Genomic DNA, 19,059 nt, shown 5'->3' on the forward strand with positions numbered 1-19,059 from the left:
TTGGGCTGTGCGCTTGGCGCGCGCAGAAGCGAGCGGGAAAGCCTTCCTGCTTCCTCGACGCGATCGGCAACTTTGTCTGCCGCCGGACCGAACGATCCCACGAAAATTGCTTGCTTGATATTTGCACGGAATGAGGTTTGTTGGCGGGATAACGAATTATTTGCATGATTGGTGAATAGACAGACCACCCGTTTTCAAAGCGCCCTTTGGACAAGAGGAATATTCGATGACCGTTTCTCCAGACCCAAGCGACCAGGCTGATCTCGTATCAATCACCGCCGACATCGTTTCCGCCTACGTTTCGAACAATCCGCTGCCGGTCGGCGAGTTGTCGAAGTTGATCGGGGATGTCTATGTCGCTTTGCAAGGGATCGGTACACCTGTGGCTCCGACCGCAGCCAAACTGGAGCCGGCGGTCTCGATCAAGAAGTCAGTGTCACCTGATTTCATCATATGCCTGGAAGACGGGAAAAAGTTCAAATCCTTGAAGCGGCATATCGGAACGCATTACAATCTGAGTCCCGACGAATACCGGCAGAAATGGAACCTGCCCTCCGACTATCCGATGGTGGCGCCAAATTACGCGGCCACCCGCTCGGCCCTGGCGAAATCAATAGGCCTGGGACGCAAGGCGGCAGCGCCAGAAATAGCTGCGGCAGAAACACCAAAACGAGCTGCTCGCGCGGCAGCAGCGACAACAGCCGCAACGGCAGTCAAGTCGCCGGTGAAGAAGGCGCGCAAGACACCCGTCAAAGCGTAGCGTGCTGCACCAGATGGAGGTGCAGTGGCGAACCTGAACATGGCGAAGCCCCGCCTTGCGCGGGGCTTCGTGTTAGCTCGGATCACTCGCCGCCCCGGCGGGACCAGATGAGCGAGAACTCGCCCTTGACGCCCTCGGGCCGCGCCCATCGCGAGCTGTGGCTCTGAGCTGTGAGTGGTCGTTTCTAGAGGACGCCCGCTCGGTCCGAGGCGTCCTGTCAAGGCTGCTCAGTCGCCGTTGCGACGGTTCGGTCGTGACCAGATGAGGCTGTAGCCCAGGCCGTCCTCGCCCTCGACGAGTTGGCGTAGATCGGAGCGGTGAAGCTCGGGTCGTCGAGCTTGAGACCCAGGTAGCTGCGACCCTCGTTGGACTGCTTGGACCAGGCGGCGCCGATTTCGATGCGCCCGACGAAGACCCGGTGGCTGGGAGCGTTTTCGCCGCTGCCGCGCGTATCGGGGACGATACGGACCTTCTTGGCCTGGAGGGAGAGGGTGACGATCTCGCCGCTGAACTCGTTGTTGTCCGATTGCTGGAAGTTGCCGATGGTAGCCATTGTCGTTCTCCTGACTAGTTGCCGAAGCCGCCCTGTGCGGCCTCGATAGCGGTCGTGAGGCGACGATCGGGCCGACTGCATCCTGTGGACCGTAGCGTCAGCAAAGGACGGCGGCAGCCGAGCTTGTTGTTGCGCGAGGAATGACCGCTCGCGGTCAGGGGAAGAAGGTCGGGGAAGCCGTTGCAGGCAGAGGCCCGACCTGCGCCAGACCAGCCAGAAGAGAGGTCGTGTAGAGATCCCAGGGACAGTCTCACGAGAACGACGCTGACCATCGGCCCTTCAATCATGCATTCGGCACAAGCAGCGCGATCCCTACCGCCACATGAACCTGAGGTCTGAGCCCGTTTCCTGATCTGCGCGTTTGCACGTGTCAACCTCACATCCGGTCGCCGTTCGAGCGGCTGCACCATAATCCCGCCTGCGGCGGCAAGGGCTTAGGAGGATGAGACCAGTCTCGATGACGGCGTCAAAGCCATGCCGCAATGCGGTCGTCCACCTGGTTCCGGTGGGGCTGATCAGGCCCTGGCCGAACTGGAATGCGGTCAGATCGTCATGGTCTCACATACGCTCCTTCCTTGCGGGTGGCGGAGGAGTTGTGTGGCCTTATGAGGGTTGAACGAACGCTTCGGGTAAGTTTGCACGCCAGCTCCGCCGACTGAACCAACTCCGGAGATTCCATATCGACGCTTGGGGTGGACGCTCGCGCCAGCCGGAACCAACGGCCACGACGAGCGGTTTACCAATAGAAGGGACTGCAATGGATGCAGGATAATGGAATTTTTGGATATGGAACTGGCGAGAGCCAGACAGCGGCTCAAGAGAGCGGAGCTTTCCCTTAAACGTGCGAATGAAATGCTGGATGAAGACTGCGGTGTCGGCATCAATATCGCGCTGTGCAGCAGGATACGGACTGCGCAACGGCGCGTGCTGGAGGCCAGATCCCGGTTGACGAAGATCGATCCCACCAGCGCTGATGGAGTTCGCACAGGTTGAACCATCCGGGCCGTGAAAGCCTTCCGATGCGCCGCTGCCCCATGTGTTACGGCTAGCGCATCAGACCGCGCAGCAAAATGTGAGGGCCGGCCTCTCATTTGTCACGGCCCTCCGGCCAGCTCGTTGCAAGCGTAAGGTCGACACCGGAACGAAAGGCGGATTCGCGAATTCTACCGCTAGACAATTGGAATCGTCGCCCATGAGGCTCGCGACCCTCCACCTTGAAACTGCGAGATATGGCGATGTATATCGCGCCGCCAGGCTCGGGCGACTGACGCGGCAAATGATCCGGCACATCAAGCGCACTGACACCTCGGCTCAAAAGGTCGAGCAAGCGCTGGCTAGGTTGGCCGAAGCAAACGCGTCCATGGACCGGCTCAGGCTGCATCAGTAAGGCCGCCAGGCTCATGCCCGCCTCCGCATCGGCACGATGTGCAGCGTTCCCTCCAGGTCCGCGATGCCGGGGATGGCGCCGATGATCTTGGCGATCGGGCGCTCGCTGCCCAGTCGAGTAGATCGAGCTGCACTGGGTCGTGATTTTTCGGAGGCACGTATCTCGTTCTCAGCCAGTTGGGCATTGAAAACTCTTTTCAGCTTCGGTTCCCTGATGCCTGCGCTGAAATTTGTATGTGGATACCGGGGACTTTGCTCACAGGGTTGGCTGCCGAATCATTGCCGCGCCCCTGTTTGGCCGCGCTCTCGAAGTTCTGCCGGTCCATCTCAAAGCCCGACAGAAGCCACGCATATCCCGCTTGGCGTCCTTTATCCAGGTGTGGCCTTAAGTAGCAAACTATTGGCTTTAGAAGTGGCGTCAGTATCCAGAACATCGACAATCTGACGTCGATTATTGGCGGAGGATAGATGTCTATCGACAACGGAAACCTCGGGGAACTCCACTACAGCACTAAGTGGTCCGCGTATGGTACCGTCGCCGATTGCATATCCTATCTGTTGGATGCCAGATTTCTCCGGTCGTTGGGCCCTATAGCCTCGCCGTTCAAAAAAAGCTGGCGGCAATCGCACTGAAGCTCGAACCACTAATTGTGTTCGATGAGATCATCGAGATGAAGTTCGAAGGCCCCCCTTCGGGATACGTTAGCAACGGTCCCATTCGATACTCAGTTCGGATCGAGCCAAAAGACTAATTTCCAAATCGGTGAGACCCGCTGTTTATCTCCCGTCTTTGGAACGTTCCGCCCCTGGCTCAGGCGGCCTTCAGTCCTCATCCCTCCAGATGACCCGTCGCAGCATCCTGATCTCGGCGAGCCGCGTAACCCGAATGCCCTGCCCCTCCCGCGCCGATGCGTGTTTGCGTCTCGGCGTGCATGTAGTCGTTCTTGCCACACCGTTTGCAGCTCATTTTGCTCCCTACGAGTCGGCCTCGAATGTGGCCGCGCTCGATGCATGACCTTATCGCTTTCATTGGAAGCAACTCTGCGCTGCTGGCGGCCAACCCGGCAGTCTTCGCCACGTTTGCCGTGCTATTCGGAGGTGGCGGGTTCGCTATTGGACGGTATTTGCTGACTGAGCGTGTCGCCAATCTGGAGAGCCGGATTGCCAGACGCGACAAGGAAATAACGGACCTTGAGGCAAAGCACGTAGCGCCAGAGCAAGGGGACCTATCGGTGCCTCTATTCGAGATTACTGAGGTTCTGCCCCCTCCACCGCTCAACTTCAACCGGCTCTTAGCCTAGCGGAAAGAGGACCTCCTCGTTACCGTCTTCGACCGCGATGAGATTGGCGACCTTCAGCCTGTCTTTGGGCCAGCCGAGCAGCAGACAGAAGACCGGGCGATTAGGACTGCAAGGTCTTGCGGGGAAACATGCCGGTGTCATTGCGTGGTCGCGTGAAGCCGACCCTGCGCTTGGCGAATACGGCGAGCCAACGACGCTCTTTGTCGGCGGCGACGTCCCGGAGATGGAATGACGGCCGCGCGGTACCCCATAGTCTCCCCTGAAGTTCTCCTCAGGGCCGAGGGCGGCACAGGGACACAGGAGACCAGTAGAGGGAGTGTAGCCCCGCTGCTCGCTTCCTCCCGCCCAGCGAAACGACCCTAACCAAGAGAAGCCCGCCACCTTGCGAGTGACGGGCCCGGCCGCGAGGCCAGGAGAGTGTTGTCAAAGCCTCACGGCCGATTCGACGCTCCCGTTAACGCCGCACTCTCCTCAGCGACGCGCAATCAGCATGCAAAGCTGACGCAGATCGCTGTCATACGAGCCTTCGCTGCTGAGCACGTCGGCGCAGCGCTTCTTCATGCGAATCAGCTGGCTGCTGGACAGCTGAGCAACAACGCTCGGCGGGGTGCCCGGCGTCCCTGGCGTTCCAGGTGTCCCCGGCGTTCCGGGAGTGCCAGGGGTGCCGGGAACGGTACCGCCACCAACGCCGACACCGACGCCCACGCCGACGCCACCCGTGCCACCAACGTTGACGCCGACCCCCGCCGTAACGCCGCCAGTACCGCCTACATTTGCGCCGGCGCCGGCGGTGACACCACTCCTGCCACCTATGTTAGCGCCTGCCCCAGCGGTGACGCCGTTCGTGCCGCCTATGTTGGCGCCAGCACCAGCGGTGACACCACTCCTGCCGCCAATATTAGCACCGGCACCGGCGGTAATGCCCCTGCTGCCGCCTATGTTAGCACCAGCGCCGGCATTCACTCCGCCGCGCCCACCGATCGAGGCGCCGGCTCCCGCTCTGATGCCGCCGCTACCGCCGATCGAAGCGCCGAGACCAGCGTTGATGCCGCCTGGGCCGCCAATTGATGCGCCGGCACCGAGGTTAATTCCCGCCGCACTGGAAGGAAATGACAGAGATAAAACAAGTGCACCACCGGCTAAAGCTGTGGCGAAACTCTTAACGAAATTTGCCATGACACTCTCCTTTGATACTTGCCTCACAGCAGCAGTTTCAATGCCTGCTACTTCAGCGATAACGATCTCGGAGAGTTATTGGATTGCTACACCAGACTATGTTTCGGAACGCAACTTACGAGTGGAAAAATATTCTGAAACAATTTGAAACGAATGGAGGGAGTACATTCTCGGCCCAGCTCTTTCGTATTCGGCGAAGAAGTTCACATGAGGACTGTCACGCGCACAGGCGCGAGTGTCGAGAATCGCGGGTATAATCGACCTCCTTACGAAGACGAGGGGATAACATTGCCACGCGGCTTCCTACTCCAGAACGAGCACGCCCTCCTCCTTGGCGGCCTCCTCAAAGGCCTTACGGACATCGTCGGGTGACACTCGGTCCTGAAAGGCGTCGATGCAGGACTGCACCGCCAGCGTCCACGTAGGCCCCCTCTTGGTCCACTTCATGAGTTCCTCGGCGGCACCCTCGACATGGCTAACCCCGTACCGGATGCCAGGTCTGTCGGTCCTGACGTAGACTGGAGGGTTGAACCAATGGAGAGCCATAGAGGAAATTTAGAGCGGAACCAGCCTGCCGATCAACCGATCAACCCAGGTTGTAAGGAACAACGTAGGCCGTCGCGGGTTTAGAGTTCGCAGCGGTGGATTCTTCGAGCGTGTGCAGCCGCTGTGGGGGTCCGTCGCCTCATCCTTTCGGGCGGCGGACTCCTTTCGCCAACGGGGTGTTGGTAAGAGAATCTTTACCGCAGTTCCAGTTAGCTAGTTGCCATTGGGGGGAGTAACGTCCCCTCCTCCTCGGCAGCAGCCAGGAATGCCTTACGAGCCTCCTCAGGCTACATCTCGTCGAATATCACGGCGTGGCAAACGCGCACTGCGAGGTCCCAGCAAGGGCCACGTTTGGTCCTCTTCATCAGCTCCTCGCCGGCTGTCTCGGCGTTGTTGACGTTGCGGATTTCCCCTGGGCGCTCGGTCTCGACGGGGACCGAGGGTTGAACCAATGGGCGAGCCATGAGAACTCCTATTCAGGAAAGACATGCCCTCCTCCTTGGCAGCCTCCTCGAACGCGTCACGGGCCTGCTGTGGAGACACCTTGCCGCTGATGGCACTCATACAGGCGCGCTCCGCCTTTGCCACTTAGGGCCACGCTTGGTCCACAAGACGAGTTCCTCGGCCGCAGCCTCAACGTGGTGGACCCCGTAGCGGAAGCCGTCATGCTCCGTCTTCACGTACACCGGAGGTGAGAACCAAAGGATTGCCATGGGTGGAATGTAGAGAAGGACTTGCTTTGCGGCTAGCTTCCGGTCGGGAGTATTGGTTCTGACGTAGACTGGGCGGGAGCAATCAGTGGAGAGCCATGCGGCTTCGCGAAGGTCGAACGCGACAAACAGGCCAAAGGCTGGGGCAATCTCGACAATAAGCTCCACCAGCTCGCAGTCACATTCCACCAGATGTGGCCCCTCTCGGCGCACGTCTGCGATAGTCTCTTTGACGGAGATGATTTGGCCGCGACGGGCTTGTAAGATCAGCTCGTAAACAAGGTGTTTGGCACTCACCTTGTCGGGTCGGCAGTTCGTCCAAACGTCAGCGATGCGATGCGAGTGACGAAGCTGCCATCAAGTACAACGTCTACACGCCGCAATCCGCTTGGGACTCAGATGATGACAATCCGCTCTATCGGTTCACCACGCGACTGACGGTCGCGGGAAAATCCACCTACCCGGAGGAACGGGCGGGCGACACCTATGAGGTCACAATCTAGGCGACAACTTGGGCTCAGGCGACATATGTGCGACACTCAGAGATGTGCAAGAGCGCGACGAGCACGGCTCGCCCAAATATCGGCAATACCGCGGTAGGCATATCCCGATTTACAAGCCACCCCGGGGAATGGGGCTCATCGACAAGATCCGGGCGAGCGGCGCTGGACGACGTGGCTTCGCGTTTCCCCACGCTTTACGAGCGACGCACTCGCCCTGCTGAGCAACGGACGATCACTGTCGCAAAAAGGATCGTGCCCGCTGGGTTCAGAGCGTGAGCTTGCAAACGACCGACCCTGCAGAAGAATAGACCTGGGACGGGAGCCGGCGCTCTGGGAGGCCGAGCGGTATAAGGCACCAGTCTTGAAATTCGCTTGCAGTGATCCCGAGCCGTCCCGCAGCATCCCTGCAAAGCCTTATCCGTCAACGGTGCGAACGCTCGGAAGCGCCGTTTGTGCCACGTCGTCCCGCCCGGTACCGTAGCGTTGAGTTGCAAAAAGCGTAGCAATCTGTTCTCAGGCTGTTCCCCTGCCGGCACCTATTCCAAGCCCTCCCAACGCCCCGATGGGTGCCGGCCATCTCCCTTCCCACGAGATCTTTTGTGCTGGGCGCGAAACTTTTCGTCCCCAAAGCGGAGTCTTAAGTCTGGCCGCGGCCAGGCACCTCGAGTCTGAGTTGTGTACGCGATGGCCCCGCACATGCTGCCACCCGGAACTGCGTCTGATGCGAAACGTGAGATGCAGCTCAAGTTTCGGCGATGGCAGGCGCGCCGCATTGTTGATATGATCCGCGCAGAAAAGGCGCGCAAATGACATCGGATTCAGAGAAGGCTGAGGCCGTCGAGCAGTTGCTTGATACACCTGACCTTGCAACCGCACTGGAAAGTGAACAGTTCAAGAAATTCCTTGACCAGGTGCCGATTGCCATTGCCGTTTCGGACCTTGCCGCTGAAGAGCGCGTGGTCTACGCCAATCCGGAATTCGAGAAACTGTCAGGCCTGACGTCCGCAAGGCTCACCCGAGAAAACTGGGCGGCCCTTTTAGGCACAGGCCTCCATCAGCAAAAGGACAGGCCGCTAGCCGAGGTGGTGGTCGAGGAATCCGATTTGGTCGGCACCTTCAGGCTGGAGCGCAGCGAGGATAAACCCGCGATCGTTGACGTTTATTCCAACGAGATAGAGGACGACAACGGCAAGGTCTGTTTCCGACTGGTGGCCCTGGTCGACGTATCGGCTCACGGCGAGGTGGGAGATCAGCGCTCGGCCGAGGAGCGTGTCAGCGAGAAAGACACACTGCTTCGCGAACTGCAGCACAGGGTGAAGAACAACCTGCAGATGATCACCGCGCTGATCCGGCTGGAAAGCCGCAACGCGACCGAGGCCGACCGGAGACGGTTTGAGCGGCTCGCCGGTCGCGTCGACGCATTGGCGATCCTCTACCAGACGCTAACCGCCGACGAGCCGAAGGAGGAGGTCGACCTTGGTGTGTATCTCAGCCAGATCGCGTCCGCGGTCATGAGCTCGCATGCGGTCGAGGGGATCCGGCTGGATATGAAGGTGGATACATATCCGGTGTCAATAAACGTCGCCATGCCGGCGGGACTGGTCGTAAACGAATTGCTGACCAATTCCCTTAAGCATGCGTTCCGGGGCCGCGATGGCGGCACGATAACGCTGCACAGCATCGTCGATGGCGACGGCTGCCGGGTTATAGTGGCGGACGACGGAATCGGGCTGCCGGACGGCGAGATGTGGCCCAAGCCAGGCAAGCTCGGAGCGCTGATCGCGCGATCGCTGACCGAGAACGCCAAGGCCCAGCTAGCCGTAGAGTCCAGCGCCAACAAAGGAACGAAGGTGACCATCGCTTTCAAACGGTCGGCGGCAGCAAGCTGAACGATTGCTGTCGCCTCGGCGCGCGGAAATGGTCGTACAAATTCATGGCCAGATTAGGAGAGCCTTTCTAAGCGACACCGCCTATCCAAGATCATCTTTAAATGTGTGCCTGGGATTCTCTACGCATGTCCGTGTAGGCTGACCCTCGGTCGAGCGACGGTGGAGGGAGCACATGGCGGGCGAAGGTTGGGTGAGTAGGAGTGCCTGCTTGTGTTCGGGTTGGAAGCAGCTTCGCGCCTCGAACACGGATTCAACGGTCTAGGCCGGCATGCAGTCCTATGCCCTTGTGTTGGCGGTCTTTGGAGCAATCGTGCTCCTTACAGCCTGGTTGCCCATGCTCCTCAGGAAGCTTCCGCTTTCGCTGCCAATGGTTTGCATCGCGGTCGGGGTTCTCTTGGTTTGGTCACCTTTCTCTCCGCTCATTGGAGTGAACCCACTTGAAAACCGGGTCCTGACAGAGCGTCTCACCGAGTTGGTGGTCATCATCGCCCTTATGGGGGCTGGCCTGAAGCTGGACCGGCCAGTGAGCTGGCGCGGTTGGGAGTCCTCCTGGCGCCTTATTGGCGTCGCCATGCCACTGACGATCGCAGGAATTGCGTTCATCGGCTGGTCAATTCTGGGGCTCGGTCTTGCCGCCGCACTCCTGCTTGGCGCCGCTCTCGCGCCAACAGATCCTGTTCTGGCAAGCGACATACAGGTTGGCCCACCTCAATCCGGCAAGGAGGACGAGGTGCGTTTTGCCCTTACCTCAGAGGCCGGCCTCAATGATGGAGCGGCGTTTCCGTTCGTCTATCTCGCCATCGCAATTGCGCTGTTCAGAGCGTCCGGCGAGCCGTTCTTCACACATTGGGTCCTCGTGGATGTCCTTTGGAAGATTGCAGCCGGCCTTGTCATTGGCTGGCTGGGCGGAAAAGTCATGGGCTACCTTACGTTTCGTCTGCCGAAACGGTCGGGCTTGTCAGAGACGAAAGACGGTTTTGTTGCGCTCGGTATCACCTGCCTCGCATACGGCTCGACCGAAGTCCTTCACGGCTACGGCTTCCTTGCAGTGTTTGTCGCAGCAGTCGCCCTGCGATCCATCGAACGGCAGCATGAGTATCATGAAAGCTTGCACGACTTCGCGGAGCAGATTGAGCGATTGCTGATGATGGTCCTGCTGGTCTGCTTTGGGGCAGCGATCGCTGAAGGGTCGATTTTTAACGCGTTGAGCTGGCAGGTGATTGCCACTACCGCGCTGGTGCTATTCATTGTGCGACCGATCGCGGCATGGTTCGGACTGATCGGATTTCCGGCGCCATCACGCGAAAAGGCCTTCATTGCTTTTTTTGGAATACGCGGCCTTGGATCGTTCTACTATCTCGCCTTCGCACTGGGGCAGGCCGAATTTGAGGGTGCAACAACTCTTTGGGTAACCGTCTGCTTCGCCGTTTTGAGTTCAATTGTCATGCACGGTGTCATGGTCACTCCAGTGATGCGCCAGTTGGATCGCGGCCGCCGCTCTTTGCTTAGGTTGTCCCGTGCCCGAGACAGGCAGGACTAATGTGCCCGTACGCGGATTTATGTCCCGGACAAAGCGTCTCTCGGCAAACTCAGCCAAGGATCATGTCATGCGCTTTGTGCGAGGCGCGCATGAGGTGTTGCACGAACTCTGTCACCGCCTCAATTTGGGATCACGAACGCGCATGGTGAAGCGCAGCATTCCCTGCGCAAAGAAGCCCGCCACCTCGCGAGTGACGGGCTCCCGGGCCGTGACGCCAGGAGAGTGTTGTCTGAGCCATCACGGCCCGATCCGACACTCCCAAACAGTCTCCTTAGCGTCGCGCAATGAGCAAGCAGGAGCTGACGCAGATCGCTGCCATACGTGTCTTCGCTGCTGAGTACGTCGGCGCAGCGCTTCTTCATGCGGATCAATTGTAAGCGCGAATTTCCCCGCACCTTTTGGTGTTGAGTGCTCTGATGCATGAGAAGCTATGCGGGGGAGCGGCGAGGTGGCACCATCGTCGTACGATCAACCCGAAGGATAGACTATCATGTCCAAAGTCGACGATCTCAGCCGATCAATCACTGTATTGGATCAAGCTCGCACTGTGCTCGTCGTTGTAGAAATGAGTCAAAATAACTGGCTGGTGGCCGGAATGCTTCCCGGCGTTCAGCGACACCCCCTCAAGAAACTCGATCCCGATCCCAATGCATTGCTCGGTTTGATCGCGCGTTGGCGATCGGAGGCGGAGGCTGCGGGCATGCCGATAGACCGGGTCGCTGGCCTTCGAGGCTGGGCGAGACGGCTTCTGGCTGGCCCGGTGGCTGCAGACGCGAGGCATAGACGCTCACGTCATCCATTCAACCAGCGTCGCCGTGAACCGTGAACACCGACGGGCGAAAACCGACAGGCTAGACACGGCCATGCTGATGCGCGTGTTCCTGGGTTGGCTGCGTGGCGAGCGTGGCCACTGCCGCATGGTGGCGATCCCATCACTGGCGGAAGAGGATGCCAAGCGGCCGAGCCGCGAGCGGGAGAACCTGGTCAGCGAGAAAACGCGGATAGTCAATCGCATGAAAGGGGCGCTGGCTCGGCTCGGCATCCGTGGCTTCAAGCCCGAGCTTCGCCGGGCGCCGAAGAAGTTGCCGGACCTGCGCACTTCGGAAGGACAGCCGTTTCCGCCGAATATGCTGGAAGAGATGCGGCGCGACATGGCTCGGCTTGCGGTGGTGCGCGATCAGATCACGACGATTGAAAAAGCCAGAATTGCCCAGCTTGAGCAGGCGCCCGCGTCGGGATATAATGCAATGGTTGTGCTATTGGCGCGCGTGATTGGTGTCGGGATTGAGACAGCCGACATGCTGGTCCACGAGGTGCTTAGCCGCAACCTCAGAGACCGGCGCGCGGTGGCGCGTTACGCCGGTCTGACAGGCTCCCCCGACGAGAGCGGATCTAAACGACGCGAAAAGGGGTTGGCCAAGGCAGGCAACGCCCGGGTGCGACGCGGGCTGATCCAATTGGCCTGGCGCTTCCTGAGATTCCAAAAGAATAGCGAACTGACGCAATGGTTCCAGGCACGAGCGGCACAGGGCGCCCGCAAGACGACGATGATCGTGGCGCTCGCACGCAAGTTACTCATCGCGCTCTGGCGATTGGTTACCGTCGGCGAAATCCCGATGGGCGTCACATTGCGCCCGATGAACTGAACACACTGCAGGGCGCCTGACGGATCAACCGCCGTAATGACGCCCGCGCGTATCGATTCGAGGTGGCGGTGTCCCGATGGACACCATGGCGTTATTTGCCGTCATGAGAATGGGCCCGCCGCCTCGGAGCCTTGCTGCTGAAGCCAATGACTGCTTCATGGTCCGGGTCTTTTGCAGACCCACCGAATACAAGGTTGCGGCGTAATGCGATGCGCCCAAAGGCAGGCTCCCCTCGAATTTGATGCTCGCGGACCAATGCACAAGGCAGTGACCAACCGTTCTGTTATGGCTATCCTGACCGCTTTACCGCGAAATCAGTGAAGGCCCCTTGACAACGAAATCCCCATACAAGGTGTCCACCAAAATAGGTGGACACCTTGTGATGGAAGAAGATGAGCAGAAACTGCGGGTGAGGCTTGTCGGTCGGGACGGGCGACGCCGATACGACCCGGCAGATGCCGACCTACGTGCCCCATCGCAAGTCCCCGGCAAATCCACCGCAGCCATGCTGCTCTGTCGCAGCAAGGCCCGATCGGAAGTGCTTTCAATCTGAACCGGGATGAACGCCGATGGTGGGGGCTGTGGGAGGGACTGGGTCTCCGCCCGCTTCTTTATCCACTTTCGGCCCGAACCTGTGGGCGGGACCTGGACTGGTGCGCGGCGGCGCGGGAACAGCTCTGGTCGGCAATCCCGACAATGTTGCCGCGCGCATTCGCGAGTATCAGGAGATCGGCATCGAAACCATCATCGCGTCCGGCTACCCGCATCTGGAAGAAGCGTTGAACGTCGCCGAATTGCTTTTCCCCACACGGCCGGAGTGGCGAAGCCGCACCCCAGGAGCGCAGCTGGGACGTCGAGTTTGGACGCGGAGTACGAACCGAGGTTGCCGCGTCCGCATCGTGAAGACTTCGTGTACATTTGAAATTCGCAGAGCTCCAAGGGACGTCTTCTGAATGGCCAACATCAAAGGACTTTTCGGTTTGGCAGCATTGGGGCCGAGGAACGAACCCGCTGCGCGGGAGGGGCGCCTGCGGTTGAGGTAGTGATCAAGAACCGGTCGTCGCGCTGGCGTTGAGCGTCGTCCGGCGGGGGCAGAGCATGACGGGCTTCTTCAACAAGGAGCCTGACCAATGCCCCATCCCGTTCTCGATGCACCCATCAGCCCGCTGCGCCAGCGGCTGATCGACGACATGAACATGCGGCGTTTCTCACGCGAGACGCAGCGCAACTATCTCCGCGACATCGGACGCCTGGCGACATTCCTCGGGCGTTCACCAGACACCGCTACCGCCGACGACCTGCGCCGGTTCCAGATCGAGCAGCAGGAGGACGGCGTTCCCGTGCCAACGATGAACAGCATCGTGTCGGCACTGCGCTTCTTCTTCACCCACACGCTCGACCGCCCAGACCTGGCGCGCAGGCTTGTCCGGCTGGCGCATCCGCGCAACCTGCCCGTGGTGCTCAGCCGCGACGAGGTGGCCCGGCTGCTCAACGCCACCACGTGTCTCAAGCACCAGGCCGCGCTGTCGGTCGCCTATGGCGCGGGCCTGCGTGTCGCCGAGGTGTCGATGCTGAAGGTTGCCGACGTCGACAGCGAGCGCATGCTGCTGCGCGTCGAGCGTGGCAAGGGCGGGCGCTATCGCAACGCCATGCTGTCGCAAGACCTGCTCTTGTTGCTGCGCCAGTGGTGGAAGGTCGGCCGCCAGCAGGGTGTAATGCACCGCGACGGCTGGCTGTTCCCCGGACAGCACGCGATGAAGCCGATCAGCACGCGGCAGCTCTATCGCATCGTCGTCGAGGCGGCCCAGGCCGCCGACATCGCCAAGCGGGTCGGGCCGCACACGCTACGCCACAGCTTCGCCACCCACCTGCTGGAGGACGGCACCGACATCCGGATCATCCAGGTCCTGCTCGGGCATGCCAAGCTCAACAACAGCGCCCTTTACGCGAAGGTGGCGACCCGGACGGTGCGTGCCGTGACGAGCCCGCTCGACAAGCTCGGGCTGTTCAAGCCGGGAGAGGTCTCGCCCGACATCTGAGCCGTGCGCGCCTCGTCGAGGTCGCCGACATCTTCCGTGCTGCCGGACCCGTTTACCGGGCTGCCCATGCAGGTCACCTGAGCCTCGCGCCGTCGCGGCGGTAGTCCTTGTAGCGGAATGTGACGCCGCTCTTGTCGAAGGCGATCAGCCGGCGGTTCGAGATCGCAACCCGGTGGGTATAGCGGGACAGATAGGCGAGCACCGCCTCCGGCCCGGCGAACGGCGCCTTGGCGTACACCACCCAGTGCTTCTTGCGGACCGGCGACAGGTGCCGCACGAATGCCTGCCGCGCGGACAGGTGCGCCATCGATCCGAAGAAGGCGAGCCGTCCTGCGTCGTGCAGGGAGTAGAGCGTGGCTTTGGAGCCAGGGGCGCAAGCAAGATTATGTGGCGCGTCGGAAATCACGGTGACGTTTTTCCCGGGCAACTTCTGTATCCACGTACCACAGATCACCCCGCTGATCGAAGTTGATGGCCTTCCCTTGTCTTGCCACTGCGTGAACGATCAGCTCAACCAGCTCTTCATCGCTGCACTCGCAGGCAGGGAGCCGATTTCGAATGTCGGCAACAACTACGGCCGTTGAGATGACGTCGCAGCTGCGGTAATCAGAAAGAACATGCGATAAGGACTTATACGTTTCGAGCCTGATAGCGTTCTCTTCCATAACTGATACCCCCACCGCGGCGGTAGAGTTCCCGACCCAAAACCGGAGCTCAAAAATCTGCTTGCCCAGCTTATTAATTACTTTGGGACAGCGCTGTCGACGTTAAAAGCAGTCGTTGGTACGGTTGCAGTCGCTGTTTCCTGGCCTACATCCCTATAGCGGCCGGACTGCCGCTGGCGGAGACGACCGGTTGCCACGCTTCTTCCTGCATCTAGTTCTTGCCGGACGGCGACGTCTTGATCCGGAAGGCAGTGAGTTCCCTGATAACGAAAGCGCCATTCGCGAAGCGATTCGGGCTGCCAAGGATCTCATGGCAGAGGAATTGCGCGCGGGGAAACCTTTGATACGTGATGCCTCGTATGAGGTGGCGCTCGACGATGGGACGGTCGTCGCGATCGTCACCTTCGCCGCCGCTGCCGATTATGGCTAGATTTTACCGAGCAGCCGCTCGTATTCATGTTCCGGCTCGCTATAGGTGCCGTCGGCGATCTGCAAGAGGCCGTGACGATCCCGGATAAGAATTTCGCCCCGGGTAGCCCTGATCAGTCCCTTGCCCTCAAGTTCCTGGATGGCGACGGTCACGCCGGGGCGCCGCACGCCGAGCATGACGGAAATGAACTCGTGGGTGATGGCAAATCTGTCAACCCTCACCCGGTCCTGGCACATCAGCAGCCAGCGCGCTAACCGTTCGTCTAATTTCGACCGGGCATTCACCAGGGCGGTGTAGCTGGTCTGAATAAAGAGCGTTTGGACGTAGAGAAGCAGCAGGGCCTTAAGCGTCGCGCTTTCGGACATGGCTGCCGACAACGCTGACGCAGGCACCTGGAAGCCCTCCCCGACGATCTGCATGTAGGTGTCGTGTGCGGCGTGATCGCCGCCAAGCACCACCAGTGCGCCGGTCATGCCTTCCAAACCTATCAGGCCCACTTCCGTATCGCGGCCTTTCGGAATCTTAGCAACGACGGATGCGATGCCGCTTTCCAGGAAATAGACGTATTCGATCGGGGACTTGGCGGTTTCAAGGGGAGTGCGCAACGGCAGATCCACCCGTTTCAGATCTGGCTCGAGTAGGTCGAGGTCTGCGCGAGAAAGTCGCTTCAACAGGGCATTGCGATAGGTGATGTTTGGCTGGTTAGACATGACTCCACCCTCCATAGGGCAAGAGCTCAGTGATCTCCCAGCCGTTCGCGCCCGTGAAAACGTGCGAACGATAGGTCACATATAGGTTCTGCGGGCAACAACGCCTAATCACGCTAGGCATTTACGGTCGGGCACCCGGCTTCTCCGCCGCGCGTGAAAAGGGGAATTCCAAGACCAGCACGTCGCGCTCATCGAAGATTTCGAACGAATTGCCGGTGAGGACCGGCTTCCCGGCCAACAGTCCTTCGGCCAGGATTTCCTTGGCGGAGGCCATGGCATCGTCTTCTACCACTTGCAAATTTGCGCACTCCTGCCCCTCTGGATCCTTGAGGAGCTGGCCGTCCCGGGTCCGAATGTGAAAGAAGAATCTCGGCATGGTTGCTCCGCGTTGCTCGACTTTTAAATGCGGCACGCATGTTGAATAGCGTCGGAAACGTACCAAACGTGGATATCCACGCGGCCGCGTGAACCCGTCGATAGCTTACTCAGCCAGGGCTCTCCGTTGAGATCGATCTGTCAAACCATACGCCTAGACCATGTGCGATGGCGCTGGCTGCTATCAGGTCATCAAAGGCTTTTCCGGAAATCGGGCAGTTCGGGAGTACCTCCCGAATTGCGGATTCTGCCGTCGAGGTAGAAATGACGTCATGTCGCTTTTTTCTGGTTTCGACATATTGCTCGACCAACATTTTCAGGCGTCTTGTTGCAATCTGATCTGCAAACATCGGGTTTCTCCTGCCGGCCGAGGCCGCATTCGTTCGCGGCGGCATACTTCGATTGGTGAACCCGCGACACGAGCGTTAACTCGATTGGCCAAAGCTGCTGTCGGGTAATTTGTTCCGGATAGCCGACGCTTGGTAATTCCCAGACAATTGAGTGGTTGGCGGCTCTCTAGCGCGGTCGCCCGAATGTCAGCTTTCGGGCACTCGCAAAGTAGAACTCTACGACCGATTTGGTCATCGCGGGAGCCCTATTGACAGCTTCGGGTCACGACGAGAAGTCTGCGGTGACGCCGCCGGCATTTTCCTCAGTTCTCTAGACGACGGGGTCGCGGGTGCAACAATCTGTTGCACAACTCTGCTATCTCTAACGCCCATGCCTGACCCGAACCTCATGCCTGAAGAAGTCATGGCTCGCTATCGGGGACGGGTAAGCGAAGGGACTCTTCGAAACTGGCGTTGCCTGCGGATCGGGCCATCGTTCCTCAAGATCGGCAAATCAAGCCTCTATCCGAGGGGCGAGTTGGATCGCTGGGACAAATCGATCCTCGTCGTCTGCAGACCCACACGTGCACTGCCGCTGGAAAAGAGTGCACCGCCAGAGTAGCAGAGAGGCGGTTCATTCGGTCCAAGAGGCGTTGGTTAGAGAAAATGGGCGTTCGGAATCCGTGGTTGATCGGGACGTCAGAGAGCTGAGCAAACGCGATCATGCCCAAGCGTGGAAGATCACAAGTGGTCACTCGATACATGCCCCAGTTGACGGCACCACTTTTCCGCAAGAAAGTTACAAGCGATTGATAAATAACATGAATGTGCCACAGTGGTTCGACGCATAATGATCCCGCTGCATACCCGTCGGGCATGCTGAGTCACGCTGTGTCACGCCTTAGTCAAAATTCGCTTTGAAATGGGTGACTTGAGCATCTATGTCGCGCACGCCAAACTGGCGCGCGACGGTTGATAGAAGCAAAAGTAGCCAGTGTCCACCGGGGGCGTTATTGGGGAAAGAAATGCGCCCTTCCCTGCCCACAATGCGACGCCGATTTCACGCCCCTGCCTGCGATCGCCACGACTGAAATGGGCCGGTAGCGGCAGGCAGCTTCGGGCTACGAAGTTTTCAAGACGGGACATTCAGGTCGGTGCGGGCATCGTCCCGTGCTTCAAGAACCGCCCCTGATCAACCCAACACAGCTCATCCGCGGTCGCCGCCGGGCGGCGAGACTAGGCCGATGCCTTCGAGACCCGGATAACCATCGGCGGCATCACCGACGAGCGCGAGGAAATCTGGAATCATGGCGGGCTCAACTCCGAACTTCTCGCGTACACCGGCGGCATCGCGAATTTTCTGGGTCCTGCGGTCTATCTGGACCACATGGTCACCGCGCACACACTGCGCGAGATCCTTGTCCGGCGTCCAGATGCACACCTTCTGCACGCGCATCGGTAGCCGCGCTGTGCGCCGCGGAGGCCAGCGCGTCGTCGGCTTCCAGCTCGATCATCGGCCAGACCGCCACTCCATCCCCGCCAAGGCTTCCTCGAGCGGGTCAAACTGCGCGAGCAATGCCGGCTCGATGCCATCCCCGGTCTTGTAGCCGGGCCAGAGCTGATTTCTAAACGATTCGACTACATGATCGGTAGCCACCCCAATGTGTGTGGCGCCATTCTCGATCATCTCCAGCACTGTGTTCAGCACGCCGACGACGGCGCCAAACGGCTTGTCTTGGCCGTTGTTGAACCGGCGTTGGCCGTAGAAGGGCGAAACAACTCGTATGTGCCGTCTACTAAATGTACGATCATTGCAATCCTCGAGGAAACAGCATCCGGCCCAGCTTCTGGTGTTCGAACCTAGTTATAGAGACACCTGGGCCAGCGCGAGCATCGTCGTGACATGACCCAAAGGCGACAAGTCGACCAAAAAGGTGGGAAGCTCGGCGAAACCCCTCTATATCGACAGCGATGGATGCATCGAGCGACCACCCGCCGAACGACGAGCTTCTCTCGGACATCCAGCGCCTGTCCTTCGACTATTTTCTCAAAGAGGCCAACCCGGCGAATGGCCTGATCGCCGACCGCAACACCCCGGCGTCACCAGCCAGCATCGCCGCCGTCGGGCTCGCCCTGTCGGCCTATCCCGTCGGTGTCGAGCGCGGTTTCATGACGCGCGCCGCCGCCGCTGAACGGACGCTCGCCACGCTTCGCTTCTTCTGGAACGCGCCGCAAGGGCCCGAAGCCGACGCAACGGGCCACAAGGGCTTCTACTACCATTTCCTCGACATGGAGACCGGCCGCCGCGTCTGGAAGTGTGAGCTGTCCACGGTCGATACGGCGCTTCTGCTTGCCGGTGCGCTGGCCGCCGGCGCCTATTTTGGCGAGGACGATGAATCGAACTGGAAATCCGGCGGCTTGCCGATGCGCTTTACCGGCGCACCGACTGGCGATGGGCGCAGAACGGCGGCGCTACCGTCACCCATGGCTGGCGGCCTGGA

Annotated in this window: 16 protein-coding genes and 6 pseudogenes; 12 read left to right on the forward strand and 10 right to left on the reverse strand. The window is 59.9% G+C overall.

The genetic code is table 11. The features are described 5' to 3' along the window. Window positions 1-226 precede the first annotated feature (226 nt). Entirely contained in the window at window positions 227-760 is a 534-nt protein-coding gene (locus NKH49_RS30320; RefSeq protein WP_352929143.1) for a Ros/MucR family transcriptional regulator, read from the forward strand. 227 nt (window positions 761-987) lie between these two features. Here the strand turns inward: NKH49_RS30320 and NKH49_RS30325 are convergent. Continuing rightward, window positions 988-1,313: pseudogene (locus tag NKH49_RS30325) on the reverse strand (DUF736 domain-containing protein). Window positions 1,314-2,084: 771 nt separating this feature from the next. Between NKH49_RS30325 and NKH49_RS30330 the strand changes: the two are divergent. Together NKH49_RS30330 and NKH49_RS30335 are read left to right on the forward strand one after the other, a co-directional pair. Then, window positions 2,085-2,306 carry a hypothetical protein gene (locus NKH49_RS30330; protein WP_352929145.1) on the forward strand — a complete coding sequence of 74 codons (222 nt, stop codon included), beginning with the start codon at window positions 2,085-2,087 and terminating at the stop codon, window positions 2,304-2,306. Window positions 2,307-4,012: 1,706 nt separating this feature from the next. Then, window positions 4,013-4,232 (forward strand): annotated as a pseudogene (locus NKH49_RS30335) (hypothetical protein); the annotation flags it as partial. 239 nt (window positions 4,233-4,471) lie between these two features. Here NKH49_RS30335 and NKH49_RS30340 read toward each other — a convergent pair. The 3 genes from NKH49_RS30340 to NKH49_RS30350 all read right to left on the reverse strand — a co-directional run bounded on the left by NKH49_RS30340 (window position 4,472) and on the right by NKH49_RS30350 (window position 6,186). After that, window positions 4,472-5,176, reverse strand: coding sequence for a hypothetical protein (locus NKH49_RS30340; protein WP_352929147.1), 705 nt, complete (start codon window positions 5,174-5,176; stop codon window positions 4,472-4,474). A gap of 303 nt (window positions 5,177-5,479) precedes the next feature. Then, window positions 5,480-5,722 (reverse strand): DUF982 domain-containing protein, encoded by a 243-nt coding sequence (locus tag NKH49_RS30345; RefSeq protein WP_352929149.1) that lies wholly within the window; start codon window positions 5,720-5,722, stop codon window positions 5,480-5,482. A gap of 287 nt (window positions 5,723-6,009) precedes the next feature. Then, window positions 6,010-6,186 carry a hypothetical protein gene (locus tag NKH49_RS30350; RefSeq protein ID WP_352929177.1) on the reverse strand — a complete coding sequence of 59 codons (177 nt, stop codon included), beginning with the start codon at window positions 6,184-6,186 and terminating at the stop codon, window positions 6,010-6,012. 1,555 nt (window positions 6,187-7,741) lie between these two features. On the opposite strand from NKH49_RS30350, the gene NKH49_RS30355 reads away from it, so the two are divergent. From NKH49_RS30355 to NKH49_RS30380, 5 genes and pseudogenes are all read left to right on the forward strand, one after another. Continuing rightward, window positions 7,742-8,824, forward strand: coding sequence for a sensor histidine kinase (locus NKH49_RS30355; protein ID WP_352929151.1), 1,083 nt, complete (start codon window positions 7,742-7,744; stop codon window positions 8,822-8,824). 268 nt (window positions 8,825-9,092) lie between these two features. After that, window positions 9,093-10,364 carry a cation:proton antiporter gene (locus NKH49_RS30360; protein WP_352929153.1) on the forward strand — a complete coding sequence of 424 codons (1,272 nt, stop codon included), beginning with the start codon at window positions 9,093-9,095 and terminating at the stop codon, window positions 10,362-10,364. A gap of 490 nt (window positions 10,365-10,854) precedes the next feature. Continuing rightward, a pseudogene (locus NKH49_RS30370) lies at window positions 10,855-12,010 on the forward strand (IS110 family RNA-guided transposase). A gap of 626 nt (window positions 12,011-12,636) precedes the next feature. After that, window positions 12,637-12,963, forward strand: a pseudogene (locus tag NKH49_RS35015) (hypothetical protein); the annotation flags it as partial. Between the two features lie 177 nt (window positions 12,964-13,140). Beyond that, complete coding sequence (locus NKH49_RS30380) at window positions 13,141-14,049, forward strand: site-specific integrase (RefSeq protein WP_352929157.1); 909 nt, start codon at window positions 13,141-13,143, stop codon at window positions 14,047-14,049. Window positions 14,050-14,134: 85 nt separating this feature from the next. On the opposite strand, the pseudogene NKH49_RS30385 reads toward NKH49_RS30380, so the two are convergent. Next, window positions 14,135-14,401, reverse strand: a pseudogene (locus NKH49_RS30385) (transposase); the annotation flags it as partial. 55 nt (window positions 14,402-14,456) lie between these two features. Here NKH49_RS30385 and NKH49_RS30390 point away from each other — a divergent pair. After that, a complete protein-coding gene (locus tag NKH49_RS30390; RefSeq protein WP_352929159.1) occupies window positions 14,457-14,633 on the forward strand; it encodes a hypothetical protein in 177 nt (58 codons plus the stop codon). Window positions 14,634-14,904: 271 nt separating this feature from the next. Continuing rightward, window positions 14,905-15,144 carry a DUF6894 family protein gene (locus NKH49_RS30395; RefSeq protein WP_352929161.1) on the forward strand — a complete coding sequence of 80 codons (240 nt, stop codon included), beginning with the start codon at window positions 14,905-14,907 and terminating at the stop codon, window positions 15,142-15,144. Here the strand turns inward: NKH49_RS30395 and NKH49_RS30400 are convergent. The 3 genes from NKH49_RS30400 to NKH49_RS30410 all read right to left on the reverse strand — a co-directional run bounded on the left by NKH49_RS30400 (window position 15,141) and on the right by NKH49_RS30410 (window position 16,579). Next, window positions 15,141-15,854 (reverse strand): Crp/Fnr family transcriptional regulator, encoded by a 714-nt coding sequence (locus NKH49_RS30400; RefSeq protein WP_352929163.1) that lies wholly within the window; start codon window positions 15,852-15,854, stop codon window positions 15,141-15,143. The genes NKH49_RS30395 and NKH49_RS30400 overlap by 4 nt on opposite strands. Window positions 15,855-15,975: 121 nt before the next feature. Beyond that, a complete protein-coding gene (locus tag NKH49_RS30405; RefSeq protein WP_352929165.1) occupies window positions 15,976-16,230 on the reverse strand; it encodes a DUF6894 family protein in 255 nt (84 codons plus the stop codon). Between the two features lie 109 nt (window positions 16,231-16,339). Continuing rightward, window positions 16,340-16,579 (reverse strand): hypothetical protein, encoded by a 240-nt coding sequence (locus NKH49_RS30410; protein WP_352929167.1) that lies wholly within the window; start codon window positions 16,577-16,579, stop codon window positions 16,340-16,342. A 370-nt stretch (window positions 16,580-16,949) separates the two neighbouring features. Here NKH49_RS30410 and NKH49_RS30415 point away from each other — a divergent pair, with 370 nt between their 5' ends. Beyond that, window positions 16,950-17,180: a DNA-binding protein gene (locus NKH49_RS30415; RefSeq protein WP_352929169.1), complete on the forward strand. Its 231-nt coding sequence runs from the start codon at window positions 16,950-16,952 to the stop codon at window positions 17,178-17,180. Window positions 17,181-17,765: 585 nt separating this feature from the next. On the opposite strand, the gene NKH49_RS30420 is transcribed toward NKH49_RS30415, so the two are convergent. Both NKH49_RS30420 and NKH49_RS30425 read right to left on the reverse strand, forming a co-directional pair. Next, window positions 17,766-18,014, reverse strand: a complete 249-nt coding sequence (locus NKH49_RS30420; protein ID WP_352929171.1) for a hypothetical protein — start codon at window positions 18,012-18,014, stop codon at window positions 17,766-17,768. Window positions 18,015-18,068: 54 nt separating this feature from the next. Continuing rightward, a complete protein-coding gene (locus tag NKH49_RS30425) occupies window positions 18,069-18,344 on the reverse strand; it encodes a hypothetical protein (protein WP_352929175.1) in 276 nt (91 codons plus the stop codon). 185 nt (window positions 18,345-18,529) lie between these two features. Here NKH49_RS30425 and NKH49_RS30430 point away from each other — a divergent pair. Beyond that, window positions 18,530-19,059 (forward strand): annotated as a pseudogene (locus NKH49_RS30430) (glucoamylase family protein); the annotation flags it as partial.

It is taken from the genome of Mesorhizobium sp. M1088 (assembly GCF_040318575.1).
In the GTDB taxonomy this organism is placed as follows: domain Bacteria; phylum Pseudomonadota; class Alphaproteobacteria; order Rhizobiales; family Rhizobiaceae; genus Mesorhizobium.